The organism is Moritella sp. 5 (genome assembly GCF_018219455.1).
Classification (GTDB): Bacteria; Pseudomonadota; Gammaproteobacteria; order Enterobacterales; family Moritellaceae; genus Moritella.
The window spans coordinates 1,598,226-1,616,354 of record NZ_CP056122.1 but is presented as its reverse complement, the minus strand read 5'-3'; the positions used below and the strand labels follow the sequence as shown (position 1 = coordinate 1,616,354).

Below are 18,129 nucleotides of genomic sequence, written 5' to 3'. Positions count from 1 at the left end.
CGATTGTTTCGCACTGAATACTCATACTATATGGGTATCATTAAAAAAAAATCAAGGTTACTAAATTTTTATAACGGTACAATTGAACTATCATCAACAACAGCACCGAGACGGTTCATAAAGAACTGAATATACTTATCATCATACAAGTTTTTCGTCGCATTCGCTAAGCGTTGTTGATAAATTATTTCTTCAAGTTGTGCTGGCGTTGATTTGTTTGGGTTTTCACCAAAGTTAATAACTAACTCCACCGGCTCTGATAACACTTGTTGCAACGCTTCACTTAACTGCTGGCGTGACTTGTCATTAGCAAAGTATCGTTGGTCTGGATTCATGGTCAAAGTAACACGACCAGGTTCCTGTTCCATCACACTGTGCAGCGCCAGTTGACGGACACGACCACCTAAACTCATCTGATTAATGTAGCAACACCACGGGTCTGTTTCATCACGCAGCTTATTATCTAGCGGTGCCGTTGCCGTCGATTTACCTGATTTTTGAGCCTGAAAAGCGGGTGACAAATCATTAATATCAACCTTAACCTGGCTAAAGCGATCAATTTGACGAACGACGGGTTCAGCAAAGCCCTGCGGTGGATAAGTATTCGGCTCTGGCATTTGGTTATGATAATCGCCCTGCCCTTGATCTGGGTAGCTGCCTTGATCTTGATACGAATCCAGCGGAGGTAGATCTTGCCATGCTGGTGCAGACTGTTGTTGTGGCTGTAATTGCTGCGCTTGCATATTTTGATTCACTGGCTGTTCGTTAAAACGATTCTGACCAGGTTGTGTATTCTGTCTAACAGGTGCTACCGCTTTTTTCGGCGGTACATACGACGATGGAGCCTGTTCACTCTTCGCCGCTGTCGACTTTTTTGCAGTTGTACCTAAACGACTACGTAAGAAGTTACGTGTTTTACGACCTTGATCAACACTGCTTTCTTCTACTGGCGCTTGCGCAGGAGTTTGACTCTGCGGTTGCTGCTGTTGAGTTGTATTTACTTGCTCATTCTGGATAGGTGTGGCTTGTGTCGGCGACATATCCATCGGTTGTGGCGCGTATCCTGCTGCTGCGTTATTTTCTTGTGCAACGCTATTCTGTTGTTCAAAACTGTTTTGCGGCGCAACATAGTTCTGTGGAGCGATACTTGGTGGCTCAACCTGCGCCGCTGTATAGCCCAGCGGTTCAAGAGCTTGCGCTTCAACATGGCCCATAGCTTGCGCTGCTTGTAATAGCTCGTCTTGCTCTAGATTTAAATTCGTAACCGCTTCATCAATCACTTCAACAAATGGAACTGCTGGTTGTTGCGTTGATTCTTGTATAGGTTGCTGTACTTGCTGCGTCGCTTGTTCAATCTGTGCTGCAACCACAGTTTCCGTCACCGCTGGTGCGATTACGACAGGTGCTGGCGTCACATCCCTTTCTGGCGCTTGTAAGCGACCTTGTGGCCGGAAAGCTAGCATACGTAATATCGTCATTTCTAACGCACTACGTGGGTCTGGTGCAAGTGGCAGTTCTTTACGACCAGTCAATGTGATTTGATAATATAACTGTACATCTTCTGGTGACATTTCATCAGACAATGCTTTCACTTTATCGGCATGTTCAGTATCAACCACTGATGACGGTAAAATTTGCGCCATTGCAATACGGTGTAACAAACTTGCTAATTCTACATGTAATTGGTCAAAGTCAGGTCCTAGCGAACTCACCTCGGCAATCTTCGCCATGCAGTTATTCGCATCACCACTGACAATTAAACGCAGTAGTTGCAACATATGGCTGTGATCTAACGTACCCAACATATCTAACACAGTTTGGTGTAATACTTCACCTGCACCGTGAGACAAGGCTTGATCAGTCAAACTCAATGCATCACGCATACTGCCATCGGCCGCTTTGGCGATTGAGTTCAATGCTGATAATTCATATTGGCAATGTTCGCGCGATAAAATATGCACCAACTGCTGAGATATCTGTTCAGTCGTTAGACTTTTTAAATGAAATTGCAAGCAACGCGATAAGATCGTAATAGGCAGTTTTTGTGGATCGGTTGTCGCTAGCAAGAACTTCACATATTCAGGTGGTTCTTCTAACGTTTTTAATAGCGCATTAAAACTGTGCTTAGAAAGCATGTGTACTTCATCGATTAAGTACACCTTAAAACGACCACGAGCAGGCTTATACTGCACGTTATCAAGTAACTCACGGGTATCTTCAACTTTGGTACGTGAGGCCGCATCGATTTCGAGTAGATCAACATAAGAACCTTGATCAATCTCGACACACGTTGAACATTCGCCACAAGGTTTACTGGTAATGCCTTTCTCACAGTTTAAGCTCTTCGCTAAAATGCGGGCGATCGTTGTTTTACCAACACCGCGAGTACCACTGAGCAAATAAGCATGGTGTAAACGGTCTTGCTCTAGCGCATTAACTAAAGCGGTCAGCACATGTTGTTGACCAACAACTTGCTGAAAATTATGCGGGCGCCATTTACGCGCTAAAACTTGATAACTCATAACAGTTCAATGATTACTTAATATTGATAAGCACTAATATGCTCGGGAATGAAAATAGCTGGCAGTTGACCACCAGCTAATCATGATAATTACAATTATTACTGTTATGACAATGACAGCGGATTATTCGCCGTCAAAATCAACTAATTTGGTAATATTAACATTAAGATTATTTAATACGGTTTCACCACCAAGATCGGGTAATGAGATAACAAATGCAGCATCTTCAACGATACCACCAAGCTGACGAATTAAAGAAACCGTCGCAGCAACAGTACCACCAGTTGCTAATAAATCATCAACAATAAGTACTTTGTCACCCGCATCGACAGCATCTACATGGATCTGTAACGTATCTGTACCGTATTCAAGCTCATAGCTTTGCTCGATAGTTTTACGCGGTAATTTGTTTGGTTTACGTACTAAAATAAAGCCTAAACCAAGTGCTTTAGCAAGCGGAGCACCGAAAATAAAACCGCGTGCTTCAGTACCGGCAATTTTTGTAAAACCAGCATCTTTAAAACGTTCAGCAAGTAAGTCGATTGTCGCTGCAAATGCAGGACCGTTTTCAACTAAGCTTGTGACATCACGGAAGATAATGCCTGCTTTCGGGTAGTCTGGAATTGATTTAATACTGTTTTTAATAAACCCGAGTGTATCTTGGTTCATGTTTCAACCTGTTAATTTGATGAGCGATATGTCATATCACCAAATAACTTGGGTATAAAACATGTGCTCATATAAAAATAATATTAGGGATAAATTTTATGTAACTGCTTGTTGATATGCAAGCGAGTATTAAGATTCCCCCCCCTTTTAAAGAAATTATTATACGATAAATTTGGCAATTATGGTTAATTCTGTTTTAATCGCTCATTTTGCCAACGCAGGACAATATCATGCGCGTAGTTTTAGCCCCTATGGAGGGCGTTGTTGACAATTTGATGCGCGAGTTACTGACAGCGCAAGGCGGTTACGATTTGTGCGTAACCGAGTTTATTCGAGTCGTCGAACAGTTATTACCAGAAAAGATCTTTTACCGTTATTGCGCCGAATTAAACAATGGTTGTCGTACACAGGCAGGTACCCCTGTCCGCATTCAATTATTAGGGCAACATCCAGAATGGATGGCAGAGAATGCAGTTCGTGCCATTGACCTTGGTTCTCACGGATTAGATATCAACTTTGGCTGTCCGGCGAAGCAAGTCAATAAGTCATCTGGTGGTGCGGCATGTTTACGTGAGCCTGAACTTGTATATCAAATAGTGAAACAAGTGCGAGAAGCGGTACCTTCTGAGCACATTGTTAGCGCTAAGATCCGTTTAGGCTGGGAAGACAGTAATCATAAGTTAGAAATCGCCGATGCAGTGCAACAAGCGGGTGCCAATGAACTGACAGTGCATGGTCGAACCAAAGCCGATGGTTATCGCGCAGCAGCTATTAACTGGGAAGCTATTGCCGAAATTAAACAACACGTTTCAATTCCGGTTATCGCTAATGGTGAGATTTGGAATCATGCCGATGGTCAACGTTGCTTAGAAGTGACTGGTTGTAACGACTTAATGGTCGGTCGCGGTGCATTAAATTTACCAAATTTAGGTGAAGTGGTTAAATACAACAAAGCGCCCATGCCTTGGGCTGATGTAGTCACTTTATTGAGGAACTACTGCCAATTAGAGATTCGTGGTGATAAAGAGAAGTATCTACCCAACAGAATAAAACAATGGTTTAGCTATCTACGTAAGCAGTATCCTGAAGCGGTCGACTTATTTACCCAATTAAGAGCCTTACGTCAGTCAGAGGAAGTGATTAATACACTAAACAATTACCGAGTGTGATCGCTTAAGCGAACTTGACTCGGTTAAATCTCGATGTTAATAATAGTGTTCGACTCAATATCTTATGCATAATTCAAGGATGAATTACCATTGCGTATTACCATAAAGAAAGCCCTTATTAGCGGTGTGATCCTACTGCAATTTGTTACGTTAACGACGCTATTAGTGTCGAGCTATATCTCGAATCAACGTTCATTCAATTCTCATGCCCACAAGTTAATGATTGATTATGCAGACAATGTTATTAACAACTCGAAACGTTTTCTTGATACTGCAGCAGCAACGACATTATTAAGCAGAGAATTACTCAGCTCAGATGTGTTATCAATTGACCGACCCGAAGATCTTGGTTTATATTTTTTTCAACAACTAAAACAATCACCACATATCTCAGGGATCTACTTTGCAAATACAAGTGGCACCTTTGTACATGTGCAACGTGAGCAAAGCTTCAATGAACCATTGTTCTCACGAAAATACATTACATTTGATACCAACAATATCTTAGAATCATCACACCTCTACACCCATGATAATAACTTTACACAGCTTTCCGTAAAAGAAATAACCAAAGAAGCTTACGATCCCCGAGACCGTATTTGGTTTAATAAAGCACTCGATAACGACGCCTTATCTTGGACTGACCCTTATGTATTTTTCTCTTCACGTAAACCCGGAATCACCAGTTCAATGCCTGTTTATGGCAAAGATAACCAATTAATTGGTGTTGTAGGTGTCGATCTATCCTTAGCCACTATTTCATCCTTTTTTGATAACCTTGATCTAGGAGGAAATAGCACCGCGTTTGTCACTAATCGACTTGGCGAAATCATTGCGTATCCAGACCAAAAAATCATTCAAGATACCGCAAATGAAAGTTTACGTTTTCCACGCATCAATGAAATTAAAAATCCAATCGCCTTAACGGCTTGGCAAGCACTGCAAGAAAAAATCCAGCTATTTTCGACTGGAAGCACAGCGACAACCGTTACATTTAATTTCGATAATAATAAATATCATGGCTTATTTAAAGAGTTTACACATCATAAATGGCCTTGGATAATCGCTATTTACATGCCAGAAAAATTTTTTCTCAATGAGTTAATTGATAATCAAAAACTGAATATTCTATTTGGCTTAGTGATCAGTATCATCGCCTGTTTAACCTCATTCTTTTTCATTAATCACATTACAGATTCACTCAGAAAAATAAAAATAATTGCTGAAAATATTCGTTGTGGCCAATTTATTAAGACAAATATATCGGAATCCACCTTTGTAGAATTACAGCAAACGCAATACGCGTTTAATAATATGATCGATAGTTTAATTACATCACGTAAAGAAAATGAACAACTGCATTTAATGCTAGAAAAAACCAATGCAGAAACCATCACTCGGCTTGGACTTGCAACAGAATATAAGAATGATTCATCATCTAATCACATTCAACGCGTTTCACGTTATTGTGAATTAATTGCGTTAAACATGGGCATGCCGAAAGATAAAGCGAAAGAATTACGCGCCGCCGCAAAACTACATGACTTAGGGAAGATTGGTATTCCGGAGCAAATATTATCAAAACCCGCGGCATTAACGATGCAAGAGTGGGTTGTGATGAAGACAGCGCCAATTATCGGTGCGAAAATTTTGCAGGATGCCGAATCAGCAACGCTTAAAGTAGCCCATGATATTGCGCTAACCTTACACGAACATTGGGATGGGCGTGGTTATCCTAACCAATTGCAATACCATGATATACCATTATCCGCGCGTATTGTGGCGGTTGTCGATACCTTTGATACCATGATACATCCCCGTTGCTATAAAAATGCAATCCCCATTGAAATCGCAATTAATAAGGTCCGAGAATTATCCGGTAGCAAGTTCGATCCAAGTGTGATAGCTGCATTTGATCATTGTTTAATGGATATATTGAACATTTATAAGCAATTATCACCGAGTATTGAAGTTCATCAACTTCCTCGGCGATGCCAATAGACGGTATTTTGTAAACTAAAAACTAGCGAAGTGAATGAGCGAGTTCTCCTGCGCCCTTAAGCGATTGTTTACTATTTTCAACCAAGAGTGCTGTGGCGGTTTGTTTCAACGTTTCCCATTCCGCATCATCAACCAGAATGCCGTCATGCCAAGTATCACGTAGTGCGCGATTTAGTTCTGAAGACTTAATATGTCTCGTGTAACCCGCCGAGTAACCCGTAATATCAAAACTTTTCACTGATAATTGAATGGTCATATCATGTAACGCACTCCCCGCTAAGTCCAGATGGTCAGATAAAAACAATTCCGGAGACACACAACCTTGATTCAAAATATACAGGGTATTTTGTGGTGACGAACCATTATTCCACTGTGCTTTACATGCTAAGCCCTTAGCCGCTAGCTTCACTAATTCGTTATACGCAAGCCAACGATTATGACAATTTTTCAACTCGATAGTCAGGTGTTTTTTATTCACCATTTTTTCAATCGCATAATCAATCACCACGGGCAAGTGACAAGCTAAACTACAGCCATGTAAATCAACCACTAAGCCACCATCATTCGTGGTAAAAATATCAACCGGGCAATCTTTTTCAGCCGTCAAGAATTGGGCGGCATTGTTAAAATGGCCGATACCGTTCAAGCCTACCATCTGCAAACCAGCAACCATATTAGCAATGATATCAGCTTCACCACAGGTTCGGCGCATACCAAGAAAAGCTTTGTTAACAACGGCCGTTAATTCATTATATGAAACAATCATGACGTTTCTCCTTCTGCTACTGCTTGATTTAATGAATGGGTCGGTAACAACGGGAACAACCACTCCCCATCATGAATTTCATTAAGCAAAGGTGCGCCTTGAAAAAAGGTAACCCGTACCCAACGTTCTGAACGAGGGTCGAACTTAGTTGCGCCAAATACCGCTAATTTACAACGCAACAAATGCATTGGTAGCGCAGTTTTGTGTAATACGTTCATCTGGATCTCGCCCATGTCTTTATTGCCGAGCGTCCAAACTCGACGTGAAATCGCACGATATTGAGGATGTAGCACTAAAAACTCAGCCAACTGCATGTTTGGTTTACAGATCAATAATTCATGATAAAGGCGATAGACTTGACGACCAATATCCAGCGGTAACTCACGATCTTCGCCAGGTTCTTCCCCCCGTACGCCTAAACGTGGTTCTTCCTTATCTTGTGAACGATACCAAAACCAATAATTGTTTTCTGGTTGCTTAAAATCAGTGTCGATTGCCCAACGATAACGACTTTCCAAGACAGCTAATAAATCTTCAATGCGTTTACCGCTCGGTAGATTTAAGCTTTCATCGCAATTCATCTTAGTTTCATAGCTGTCCACTAAATCAGGATTAATCTCCATCAAACATGACAGCAGGATTTCTTGGGTTTCTAAACTATATTGTTTACTGTAATCAACTAACTCCTGCCAGGTCGAGATCTGTAGTAGCACGCTTTCTAACTTATTCAATAAATCATCCAGCTCAACTATTGCGGTCGTATTAAGATCTTGTTGCTGTTCATTAATCGTGATGATTTGATCCAAGTGGCAAAGGGCTTTTTGTAATAAACGCTGCAATGGCTCGCGTTTATTACCAGTAACTAAACTGTTTAATACGGCTGTCAGCGCAGACTCTCGAGATGATAACCACTTATCAACGACACAAGGGTGATTGATTAAGTATGGCGCCATGCCGAGACCTGTTGCATTACCGATACCAAGGTAGCGTTGTAAATCGACATCTAAACTAACCGCCTTATCACCACCTTGCTGATTGGCTATGTAATGAATCCAATCGAGGCTGAATTCACGTAAAATATACACAGCGCACATCTGCGCACTGAATGACTGGTTGAAATCGTCATTACTCTCAAGCCAGCCAAAATCGGAAATACCAAACTTACCATTACCATAAACAGCAGTCGTACGCAGAATGTAACCAACTTCAGCGAGTTCTTTGACATTCGGTTGTAGGCCTTTTGCAAGGTGCGACACTAAATGTTCAAATACACGTACACTCTTATTTGCTCTTGCTAATACCAGCACCTTATTTGGATTCCGTCCTGCTTCTTGTAACGGCACATTTGCACGTAGACATCCCAGTAAATCAGCATCAACATCGCCATAAACAAGGGCGAACGTCACGTCCCATTTTTCGGCAATCACACGATCATTACGATCTTCATCCGCGATCTCATCACAAAAAATAACTAAGTGATAAACATGTTCCAACGTCGTTAGTTTGTAAATGACGTGGCCAAAACCTTGTGGTGATAACTGCCAGTCATGCTGAGTGACTTGCCAGTTTTGTTGCGCCATTTTACGAACTAGGCTACGTACAAAACTAATTCGATTCTGGTGCATTGCACCAAGTCTTGCTGGCGCCATAACGGTTTCAGGATCACGCATATAAGTGCCACCACAAATTGAAGGACGAGCATCCATATTATTAACTTCCATTTTAATTATAAGAGTTTTAATTAGGCGGCTTGCTCACCGCCTTGCTTCACATTATTTTCCACTGCGACAGGCTATAAACCTTGGTCTTTGGCCATCTGAATCGCGATTTGTGGTGCGTTCCAAAGTGATGGCAATAAAATGAGAGAAACAGGTACTGCTGTAATAACAATGAAAGATTGCAGTGCCGATATGCCTCCCGAACCCAGTGAAATAAGGACTAACGCAGTTATCCCCATAACCACCCCCCAAAATGTACGAATAAATGCATTTGGTTCCTCTTCACCACTAATCACCACACTAATTGTGTAAGTCATCGAGTCACCCGTCGTCACGATAAAGATCGTAGTCAGGATAAGAAAAAGGACCGAAGTAACCATAGGAAATGGTAACTGTGTTGTGACAGCAAGCAGTGCACCAGGTAGATTAAAACCTTCAAATGCTGAACTGACTGAACCCGGTTCTGCGATTTCAAATGCTAAGCCTGAACCACCCACGATGGTGAACCAGAAGCAGGTAGTGAGCGGCGCAATAATGCTAATGGTTGAGACTAGCTGGCGTATGGTTCTACCGCGCGAGATACGGGCGATAAAGATGGCCATCATCGGGCCATAGCCTAAGAACCACCCCCAAAAAAATACAGTCCACCAGCTCAACCAACCTTCATCCCCACGGTACGTCGCCATTGGAATGAAATTATCGACTAGGCTACCTACACCTTGGATATAGCCATTAAAAATAAAGTTAGTTGGACCAAAAACAAGGATATAAACCATCAATACACAAGCTAAAACAACGTTGTAACGACTGAGCATTTGCATGCCACGATTTAAGCCGCTCAATGCCGAGATTGTATATAACGCAATTGCAAATAAGATGATGATAAGCTGCGTAGTAAATCCGTCTGGGATCTCAAACAAAACGTTTAATGCGTAGCTCACCTGTAAACCAAGGAAACCAATAGGGCCGATAGTCCCTGCCGCAACAGCCACAATACAACAAGCATCAATCAAGGCACCTGTGTGACCAGTTAGCACGCGCTTACCGAAAAGAGGGTAAAGTAAAATACGCGGTTTAAGCGGTAAGCCTTTATCATAATGAAGATGCATCACCACGATAGATGTAAGGCTACCAACAATCGACCAAGCGAGAAAACCCCAGTGCATGAATGATTGTGACAATGCATTGATAGCGGTTTGCTGGACATTTTCTTGTGCACCATACAAGGGTGGTGGACTCACAAAATGTGCAATTGGCTCTGCTGCGGCCCAAAATACACCGCCACCAGCGAGTAAGGTACAGAAGATAATAGCCATCCAACGGAAGCCATCCATTTCAGGTTTAGGCAGTGCACCTAAAACGACATTACCAGTACGACCAGCAGCTAAACCTATGCCAATCAAAAAAGTTAATAACAACAATATTTGCCAATAAGGACCAAAGACTGTGACAGCCCACGAGAACCCTGTATTCACAAGACTGGATAATAATGCTCCATCGTATAAAGCTAATAGTACAAATAAGGCAAGAAAACTGCCACTGTACCAAAACGCGGGGTTACTAAAACCCAATTTATCCGCTGTAGAATTACTTTCACTTACTGCGCTTTTATTTGAAGAGCTTGAAGTGCTAGCGGTATTGCTACCTTCACTATCTAAGCTCGCCGCTTTCACGCTTTTGATTATATCTGACATGCTCTGACTCCAGAGGTTTTCTTTGCAATTGCAAAGGTGTATTTACGCCAGCCCAATAGCTTAATAGTGAGCTGGTGTTCTATATGTGGGTTATAACTTACGAAATAGGCTCTAATCCTTGCTTTAAAAAGTTAAACCAATTATCACCCAGTACTTGCCCCGCTTCAGACTCTGAGAATCCGTAGCGAATTAATCCGTTATAAATATTCTCCATGCCTGCGCTGCCGCAGAACCAGGGTAATGAGTTTGGCCAGCCTGCATTACTTGCAGAGCCTTCACCGTAATCCATCGCTTTAGACCAGCGACCATTACGCATCCATTCCAATACAGCTTGTGGTTGATTGAGACACAAATCGCTACCGATCCCCAAGTGTTCAACACCAACCATATCGGCCGTTTTCGCGATCATTTGGCAAAAATCATCTAAGGTACACTGGCTACCATTAGGTAGGTGAAATGGGTATAAACTGAACCCTAACAGCCCACCACGCGCGGCGAGTGACTTGATCACCGTATCTGATTTGTTACGCAGTGCTTCAAACGCAAACGTCGGGTTGGCATGACTGATACAAATAGGACGTGACGATAAATCAATCGCTTCAAGTGTAGATCTCTCTGCGCTATGTGACATATCGATGATCATACCAACGCGATTCATCTCCTCAATAGCTTGTTTACCAAAACGAGTAATACCATTATCATTCTTCTCATAACACCCTGTCGCCAGTAAGCTTTGGTTGTTATAAGTCAGCTGCATAATAAGCAGCCCTTGTTGACGCATCACTTCAATTAAACCGATTTCATCATCAATCGATGAGCAGTTTTGTGCGCCAAAGAAAATACCCACTTTGCCTAATATCTTCGCCTTTTCGATATCAGCAACAGAATGGACCGGCATGATCAAGTCCGCATTTTGTTCAAACCGTAAATTCCATTCCGCAAAACGGCTTAATGTTTCACGCGCTGTTTCGTGATAAACAATCGTGGCGTGAACAGCGGTAATACCACTGCTTTTTAATGTCTGGAAGTACTCTCGATCCCAATTGCAATATTGCAACCCGTCAATAACAATCCTTTGGTTATACATACCGACTCCTAATTATTCATCTGACTTTGATTCACTTAGTACTAACTTCAACGCAGCTTAATAAGCACGTTGATAAGCTGTTTTAACCACGGTATAGAACTCTTTCGCGTATTGACCTTGCTCACGAGGGCCAAAGCTAGACTCTTTACGGCCACCAAACGGTACATGGTAATCAGTACCCGCTGTTGGCAAGTTAACCATCACACAGCCTGTTTGCGCTTGTTGTTTAAACAAGGTGCTTGTACGTAGGCTTTGCGTGATGATGCCACTCGTTAAACCAAATCGTGTATCGTTGGTTGTTGCGATAGCTTCATCTAAGTCAGCAACACGGATAACACTCGCCATCGGCGCGAATACTTCTTCTTGATTCACAGACCAATCATTTTTAGTATTAACAAACAGTGTAGGCGACATATAGAAACCTTCATGCTCTAGACTTAAACGTTCGCCACCGAATGCCAGTTCACCACCACTCTTACGTGCGGTATCAATCCAGTCAAAGTTAGCATCTAATTGCTTACTATCAACAACAGGCCCCATGAACACACCTTCTTCTAAGGCATGACCCACTTTTAATTCACTCATGCGCTTAATGAGTGCTTCAACATATGCATCATGAATACCGTCCATCACCACAAGACGAGAAGAGGCTGTACACTTTTGACCCGCGCCAGAGAAAGAACCGGCAATCGTCGCTTCAACAGCAATATTGATATCTGCATCATCTGCAACAATAAGTGCATTCTTACTGCCCATCTCTAACTGGCAACGCACAAAATTAGGCGCTGTTGCAGCTGCAATTTTACGACCCGTATCAACAGAACCAGTAAAGCTGACACCATTCACTTCAGTTGAATTAATAAGGACATTACCCACTTCAGAACCGCTGCCAAGTACCAAGTTAAACGTACCAGCCGGTAAACCCTGACGGTGAATAATTTCAGTTAATGCAACGGCACTTGCAGGCGTTAAATTAGCCGGTTTCCAGATAACACTATTACCAAATGCTAATGCTGGCGCAATCTTCCAGGCGGCAGTGGCCGTAGGGAAATTCCACGGTGAAATAATGGCTACAACACCCACAGCTTCACGTGTTACCTCAACAGATACACCTGGTCTCACTGACGCAGCGCTATCACCTATTTGACGTAGCACTTCAGCGGCAAAATACTGAAAGAACTGACCCGCGCGATAAATCTCACCACGACCTTCTAAGAACGGCTTACCCTCTTCACTTGATAGTAAGCGACCAAGTTCATCGCAGCGGGCAATCAACTCATCACCGATACCTTGTAAGACCGCTTGTTTTTGCTCTAATGGTGTTTTTTCCCATGTTGGCTGTGCATGCTTTGCTGCCGAGATAGCGTGTTGAACTTGCGCTGCACTCGCTTGTGCAAAGTTACCCAGATTTTGACTAATATCAGACGGATTGATATTGGCGATAGTACTAACACCGGCTTGCCATTCGCCGCCAATATAAAGTGAGTGTTCTGGTTGAATGCGCTGTGTTTGAGTTGTCATACGACTTTCCTTGTTTCGGCTATGCGTTAGATTTGTTTGTATTCGATAAATAGGTTCATATCGTCATTATAGTTCGGCGTTGACCGCTGCGTAGACAACGAGTTCCACCAGCATTTCTTCACGGGCGAGTCCGGCTACTACGATTGCGGCACGATTTGGATAAGGGGCCTTAAAATATTCGGCATATACTTTATTCACGGTTGCAAGGTATTCGCGGTCAGTTACGTAGATTAAAACTTGCAGCACAGAATTAAGTGATTCACCTGCACACTCTAAAGTATGAACCAGGTTATCGAGCGTTCGACGTGTTTGAGCCTCAATACCGCCGTCAACTACAACGCCAGTTTGATCAATAGGGATTTGCGCAGTATATAAGGTGCCATTATTGACAATAGCCCATTCAAGGGGAGCCTTAGACGCAAATAATTCAGTTTGTACAGGGTAACTTTGAGTTTTCATGTTCACATCCACTTTGTAACAACTTTGTTTCAATGTTGTGAATACTGCCATTTGACTCTTGATAAATCTAACGGTAAATTCTGTTCGTTTGATAAGAAAAATTTATCACCCTGCAAAAGTGTGATCACTAATATGTTTATAGGGCATTAAAGATATGGATATTAAAATACAACAGTTGAGACATTTTGTTTTAGTCGTCGAAGAAGGTGGATTTCGCGCAGCATCAAATAGAGCAAACCGTTCTCAGGCTGCACTGTCGACCTCAATCAAAGAACTTGAACGTACTTTAGAACAACCACTTTTTGAATCAGGTAATAAATCAACTCTCACGCCTTTTGGTCAAATTTGCTTACCAAAAATCACGCAATTTCTGTATATTTACAAGACATTAAATAACGATCTACACGCTGCCGCAGCAGGCCAGCAGGGACGAGTTCGCATTGCCAGCGTACCATCAGTTGCAGCAAAATTAATCCCCAACGTGCTGGGCCGGTTTTGTAAGGAATACCCCAATGTCGAAGTCAGTTTAATTGATGATAACGCCGCAGGTGTCGAAGCAAGATTGCTTTCTGGTGAGGTTGATTTAGCGCTGGGAAACTGTGCCAACTTAGATTCTGAAGCTATTGATTTTACACCGCTGATTTCAGATCCAATCGGCGTAGTCTGCTTAAAGGATAATCCGATAGCGAGTAAAATTAATGGTGTTGAATGGCGAGCACTATTGGACCAAGCATTTATTCATAATGGCACCTGCAGGCTGCTAGAGCCAACTCCAGCAAGGGTTCTCATTGAGAAGGCGCTTTATTCAGTAGAAAATATAACTTCTTTATTTTCAGTATTAAAACTTGGCATTGGTATAACCACACTACCTAAATTGGCATTCCCAAACAATGAAACCGATTTAGTCTGGCTACCACTCATCGATCCGTCTTTAGAGCGAAAAATTGGTATTTTTAGACTTGCAGAGCATACAATTTCACCCCAAGCACAATCATTTTATAAATTATGTATTGAACACCTCATCTGCTCCGATGAGCATAACAGCTGATAAATCCATGGAGTATTTACCCTATTATTAAGACGCTCTCACTATCCCGATGTTACCAACGGTGAACTATCACAGTGTACTTTAGCCAATGCATCGTCCCACATGAGTCCGAAATCATAAAGAGCGTCTGAACGACTTCTAAAACGAGTATCAGCCATGAACATTATATTTTGGGTTACATAATCTCTGATACAAATTAAATAACCACAGTCCTCTTTTATACTAACAGCACCAAATATATATTCGTGATTACTGATTAATGTACAAATGATATGGACAAATTCTTTTCTGTGTATTCCTTTCATCACTATTACCACCTAAGTTCTATTACCGAATATTGCAACTCTGAGTATACATACTCAACTATAGGTAAAAAATAGTGTTAACACAGCATTTTTTCTATAAAAAAGCCCTCTCACATTGTTCATAAAAAACATGCGATAAGGGCTATATATCATATAGATTAGTTTACTTAACCTAGTAATTTAATGTCTAAATTATGTCTTGCTTAGTCTGCTTAATGACTACTCGATAATTAAAACAGTGCCATCCACTGCGACAATTTTAACTCGTTGACCTACCTCTCTGGTTTCAACAGTCGAAGACTCACTTAAACGTGCATTCCAGTTAATACCAGAATGGCGAACTTTGCCACCATTGATAGTGACAAGTTCACTTACAGGTACCATTTGACCGATCATATCGCTACTCGTATCTTGTACAAGCTTATCTCCCTGAAAATGCTTAAGCGGTTTCCATAAAAGCAGCGCACTAATCGCTGTTAATAACCCCACAGATAGAACTTCAAGTTCCCATCCTGCAATCACGCCCAAGTTAACCAATAAGCCAGTCGCAAGGCAACCAAGACTGAAGAACAACAGCGGACCACTTAAACCAATCACACCCAATTCAACGACTAACGCAATCGCACCAATAACATAAAGCAATTGATCATGATTATTTTGTAAGTAGTCGATTAATGTATCCATTTCTTAAACTCCATTCAATGGGTAATCAAGCATATTATTCAGACAGTTTTAATGCACTTGATACAGCAATCGCTTGCGCGACAGTATTACCTATATTCTCGCTGGTTTTACCGTCCGTTAATATGACAGAACCTTCGGCTGCAATGGCTTTGTGCGCCGCAATCGCGTCTTGGGCAAGCGTTAAACGTACAGCTTGCTGCCCTTCACTGGTTATTGCTGCAGCACCGACTACATTTAGCGCGGCAGAATCAGCATCCGCGACCAATCTAATAGCTTCTGCTTTACCTGTCGCTTCCAAAATTTGTGACTCTTTACTCGCTTGAGCTGCTAATACCAGCTCTGCTTTTGCGGCTTCAGCATCGAGAACCCTTGCTTGTTTCAAGCCTTCAGCTTTGGTAATCGCTGCGGTTTTAACACCTTCAGCAGTCAGGATCACGGAACGTTTTTCACGCTCTGCCGTCATTTGTTTTTCCATGTCTTCTTTGATCGAGGTTGGAGGCGTGATGTCTTTAATCTCATAACGCGTAACCTGAACACCCCAAGGTTGGGTCGCATCCGTCATTGCAGCCAAAATACTCGCATTAATATTATCGCGATTTTGGAAACATTGATCGAGTTCCATCGAACCAATTGCATTACGCATTGTAGTTGTCGCTAACTGAATAACCGCTAATTTATAGTCAGTAATATTATTCGTTGCAGCAGATGCATCAACCACTTTCATAAACAAGATGCCATCAATTTCTAATGAAATATTGTCTTTGGTGATCGCGAGTTGTGAAGATATATCTAATGATTGCTCTTTTAAGTTACGATCCGCAGCAACCCTTTGTACAAACGGAACGATAAAATTAAGACCCGCTTGTAACGTGCCACTATAGCGCCCAAACGTATAAATAACATAACCTCTATTTTGCGGAACAAAGAGTATGCCTCTTTGAATTGTGAATATGACCACAACTGAGATCCAGAGCCAGGGGGTTAATAGTATGCCAATTGCAGTTTCCATAAATGTGTATCCTTAGTATTTGATGTTGCTTTGCAACCATTAAATCATTGTTGGGCGAAACGAATTTGATATTGAAATTGAAATTGAAATTGAAATTCAGAATTAATAATACCTACGTCTCTGTATTGTTTATTTAAACAAACAATACCTTATTGTAACCATCTCAAATAGTAAAAATACCTATAAATGACAAGTAAAGTCTAATTTTATATCTATATTTAGATATTGAATCCATAAATACCATCAAAAATAAGAGCAAGAACACTCGAATTCCTTAATTTCAGCCTTAACTGCTCCGATGTTTAGTGAAACAAGGCTATTTTGAGCGTAAACGAACATTTATATATTGAGACCTGACGCTTCGGGCAGTAATATAAGCACTTATTTGAAAGTATGTATTTAGTGTGTAGGAAATATTATGTCATTTATACGAGGCTGTTTAGCTTTTACCTTTTGGGTTATAAATTTATTGTTTTGGGCCACTCCCATCATGATTTTAAGCCCAATCAAATTATTACCGATTAAAATAATACAAACTCTATGCTCTTCACTATTAGTGTGTTGTGCAAGCAGTTGGATTCGAGTCAATGTAATAATTGAGCGCCTTATTCATCCTGTGAATATTCATCTACACAGCAAAGACATCGAACTGTCTGAAAAAGAATGGTATATGGTATTGGCTAACCACCAATCTTGGGTTGATATCTTGATCCTACAGCGCGTATTAAATAAAAAAATTCCGTTCTTAAAATTCTTCTTAAAGAAAGAGCTTATATTTGTGCCTTTCTTAGGTATCGCTTGGTGGGCGTTAGACTTTCCTTTTATGCGCCGTTACAGCACTACACAACTAAAGAAAAATCCGAAGTTACGCGGTAAAGATATTGAAGTAACACGTAAGGCGTGCGCTAAATTCAAATCAAGCCCTGTGAGTGTGATGAATTTTGTTGAAGGTACCCGCTTGACCACAGAAAAACATAACAAACAAAATTCACCGTTTAAACATCTATTAAAACCAAAAGCAGGTGGATTGGCGTTTGCACTCTCTGCATTAGGCGATCATATTCACAAAATTGTTGATGTCGCTATTTATTATCCAGGTCAAACCCCCACCTTTTGGCAATACCTGTGTGGTGAAGTGAAAGATGTACATGTACATATTCGCGTCTCAGATATTGATGACAAGATGCGCGGCGATTACCAAAAAGACCGAGCATTTAAAATTGGTTTTCAACAGCACTTGAACCAAATTTGGATAGAAAAAGACGCCATTCTAGAAACAATGGCGCAAAGTGACTCTACAGTAACAGATAAAAATAAAGCCGTAGAAGTCAATACAACGAGTTAATTCTGTTCGCTATAGGTCATAAATCTGCCGTTTCATAAACGACACAAAGCCGCCTTTTTTATTCATCGAAATAAATTAGGCGGCTTTTTATTACCCTCTTTTAATTTAAAGTCCATCGTGAACTTTATGAAC

The 18,129-nt window shown here is 41.4% G+C and carries 14 protein-coding genes; 4 read left to right on the top strand and 10 right to left on the bottom strand.

Going from position 1 to position 18,129, the window contains the following annotated elements:
* Window positions 1-68: 68 nt before the first annotated feature.
* The gene (dnaX, locus tag HWV01_RS07360; protein WP_211674765.1) at window positions 69-2,522 is read right to left on the bottom strand and encodes a DNA polymerase III subunit gamma/tau; all 2,454 of its coding nucleotides are present in this window, start codon (window positions 2,520-2,522) and stop codon (window positions 69-71) included.
* A 123-nt stretch (window positions 2,523-2,645) separates the two neighbouring features.
* On the bottom strand, window positions 2,646-3,191 hold the full coding sequence (gene apt / locus HWV01_RS07355; protein ID WP_045110962.1) for an adenine phosphoribosyltransferase: 546 nt from the start codon (window positions 3,189-3,191) through the stop codon (window positions 2,646-2,648).
* A gap of 230 nt (window positions 3,192-3,421) precedes the next feature.
* Between apt and dusC the strand changes: the two genes are divergently transcribed.
* Both dusC and HWV01_RS07345 read left to right on the top strand, forming a co-directional pair.
* The gene (gene dusC / locus HWV01_RS07350) at window positions 3,422-4,360 is read left to right on the top strand and encodes a tRNA dihydrouridine(16) synthase DusC (RefSeq protein WP_211674764.1); all 939 of its coding nucleotides are present in this window, start codon (window positions 3,422-3,424) and stop codon (window positions 4,358-4,360) included.
* A 90-nt stretch (window positions 4,361-4,450) separates the two neighbouring features.
* A complete protein-coding gene (locus HWV01_RS07345; RefSeq protein WP_211674763.1) occupies window positions 4,451-6,361 on the top strand; it encodes an HD domain-containing phosphohydrolase in 1,911 nt (636 codons plus the stop codon).
* A gap of 22 nt (window positions 6,362-6,383) precedes the next feature.
* Here the strand turns inward: HWV01_RS07345 and HWV01_RS07340 are convergent, their stop codons facing one another.
* From HWV01_RS07340 to HWV01_RS07310, 6 genes are all read right to left on the bottom strand, one after another.
* Window positions 6,384-7,127: a DUF3726 domain-containing protein gene (locus HWV01_RS07340; protein WP_211674762.1), complete on the bottom strand. Its 744-nt coding sequence runs from the start codon at window positions 7,125-7,127 to the stop codon at window positions 6,384-6,386.
* Window positions 7,124-8,833, bottom strand: a complete 1,710-nt coding sequence (locus HWV01_RS07335) for a hypothetical protein (RefSeq protein ID WP_249185472.1) — start codon at window positions 8,831-8,833, stop codon at window positions 7,124-7,126. The genes HWV01_RS07340 and HWV01_RS07335 overlap by 4 nt, the downstream gene beginning before the upstream one ends.
* Window positions 8,834-8,919: 86 nt before the next feature.
* Window positions 8,920-10,539 carry a BCCT family transporter gene (locus tag HWV01_RS07325; RefSeq protein ID WP_211674759.1) on the bottom strand — a complete coding sequence of 540 codons (1,620 nt, stop codon included), beginning with the start codon at window positions 10,537-10,539 and terminating at the stop codon, window positions 8,920-8,922.
* Window positions 10,540-10,636: 97 nt separating this feature from the next.
* Window positions 10,637-11,626 carry a membrane dipeptidase gene (locus HWV01_RS07320; protein WP_211674758.1) on the bottom strand — a complete coding sequence of 330 codons (990 nt, stop codon included), beginning with the start codon at window positions 11,624-11,626 and terminating at the stop codon, window positions 10,637-10,639.
* A gap of 57 nt (window positions 11,627-11,683) precedes the next feature.
* Window positions 11,684-13,147 (bottom strand): aldehyde dehydrogenase family protein, encoded by a 1,464-nt coding sequence (locus HWV01_RS07315; protein ID WP_211674757.1) that lies wholly within the window; start codon window positions 13,145-13,147, stop codon window positions 11,684-11,686.
* A gap of 66 nt (window positions 13,148-13,213) precedes the next feature.
* Window positions 13,214-13,606: a RidA family protein gene (locus tag HWV01_RS07310; protein WP_370629420.1), complete on the bottom strand. Its 393-nt coding sequence runs from the start codon at window positions 13,604-13,606 to the stop codon at window positions 13,214-13,216.
* Window positions 13,607-13,760: 154 nt separating this feature from the next.
* Here HWV01_RS07310 and HWV01_RS07305 point away from each other — a divergent pair, with 154 nt between their 5' ends.
* On the top strand, window positions 13,761-14,654 hold the full coding sequence (locus tag HWV01_RS07305) for a LysR family transcriptional regulator (RefSeq protein ID WP_211674756.1): 894 nt from the start codon (window positions 13,761-13,763) through the stop codon (window positions 14,652-14,654).
* 524 nt (window positions 14,655-15,178) lie between these two features.
* Here the strand turns inward: HWV01_RS07305 and HWV01_RS07300 are convergent.
* On the bottom strand, window positions 15,179-15,643 hold the full coding sequence (locus tag HWV01_RS07300; RefSeq protein ID WP_211674755.1) for an NfeD family protein: 465 nt from the start codon (window positions 15,641-15,643) through the stop codon (window positions 15,179-15,181).
* Window positions 15,644-15,677: 34 nt separating this feature from the next.
* Window positions 15,678-16,652, bottom strand: coding sequence for an SPFH domain-containing protein (locus tag HWV01_RS07295; RefSeq protein ID WP_211674754.1), 975 nt, complete (start codon window positions 16,650-16,652; stop codon window positions 15,678-15,680).
* 418 nt (window positions 16,653-17,070) lie between these two features.
* Between HWV01_RS07295 and HWV01_RS07290 the strand changes: the two genes are divergently transcribed.
* Entirely contained in the window at window positions 17,071-17,997 is a 927-nt protein-coding gene (locus tag HWV01_RS07290) for an acyltransferase (protein WP_211674753.1), read from the top strand.
* Window positions 17,998-18,129 lie beyond the last annotated feature (132 nt).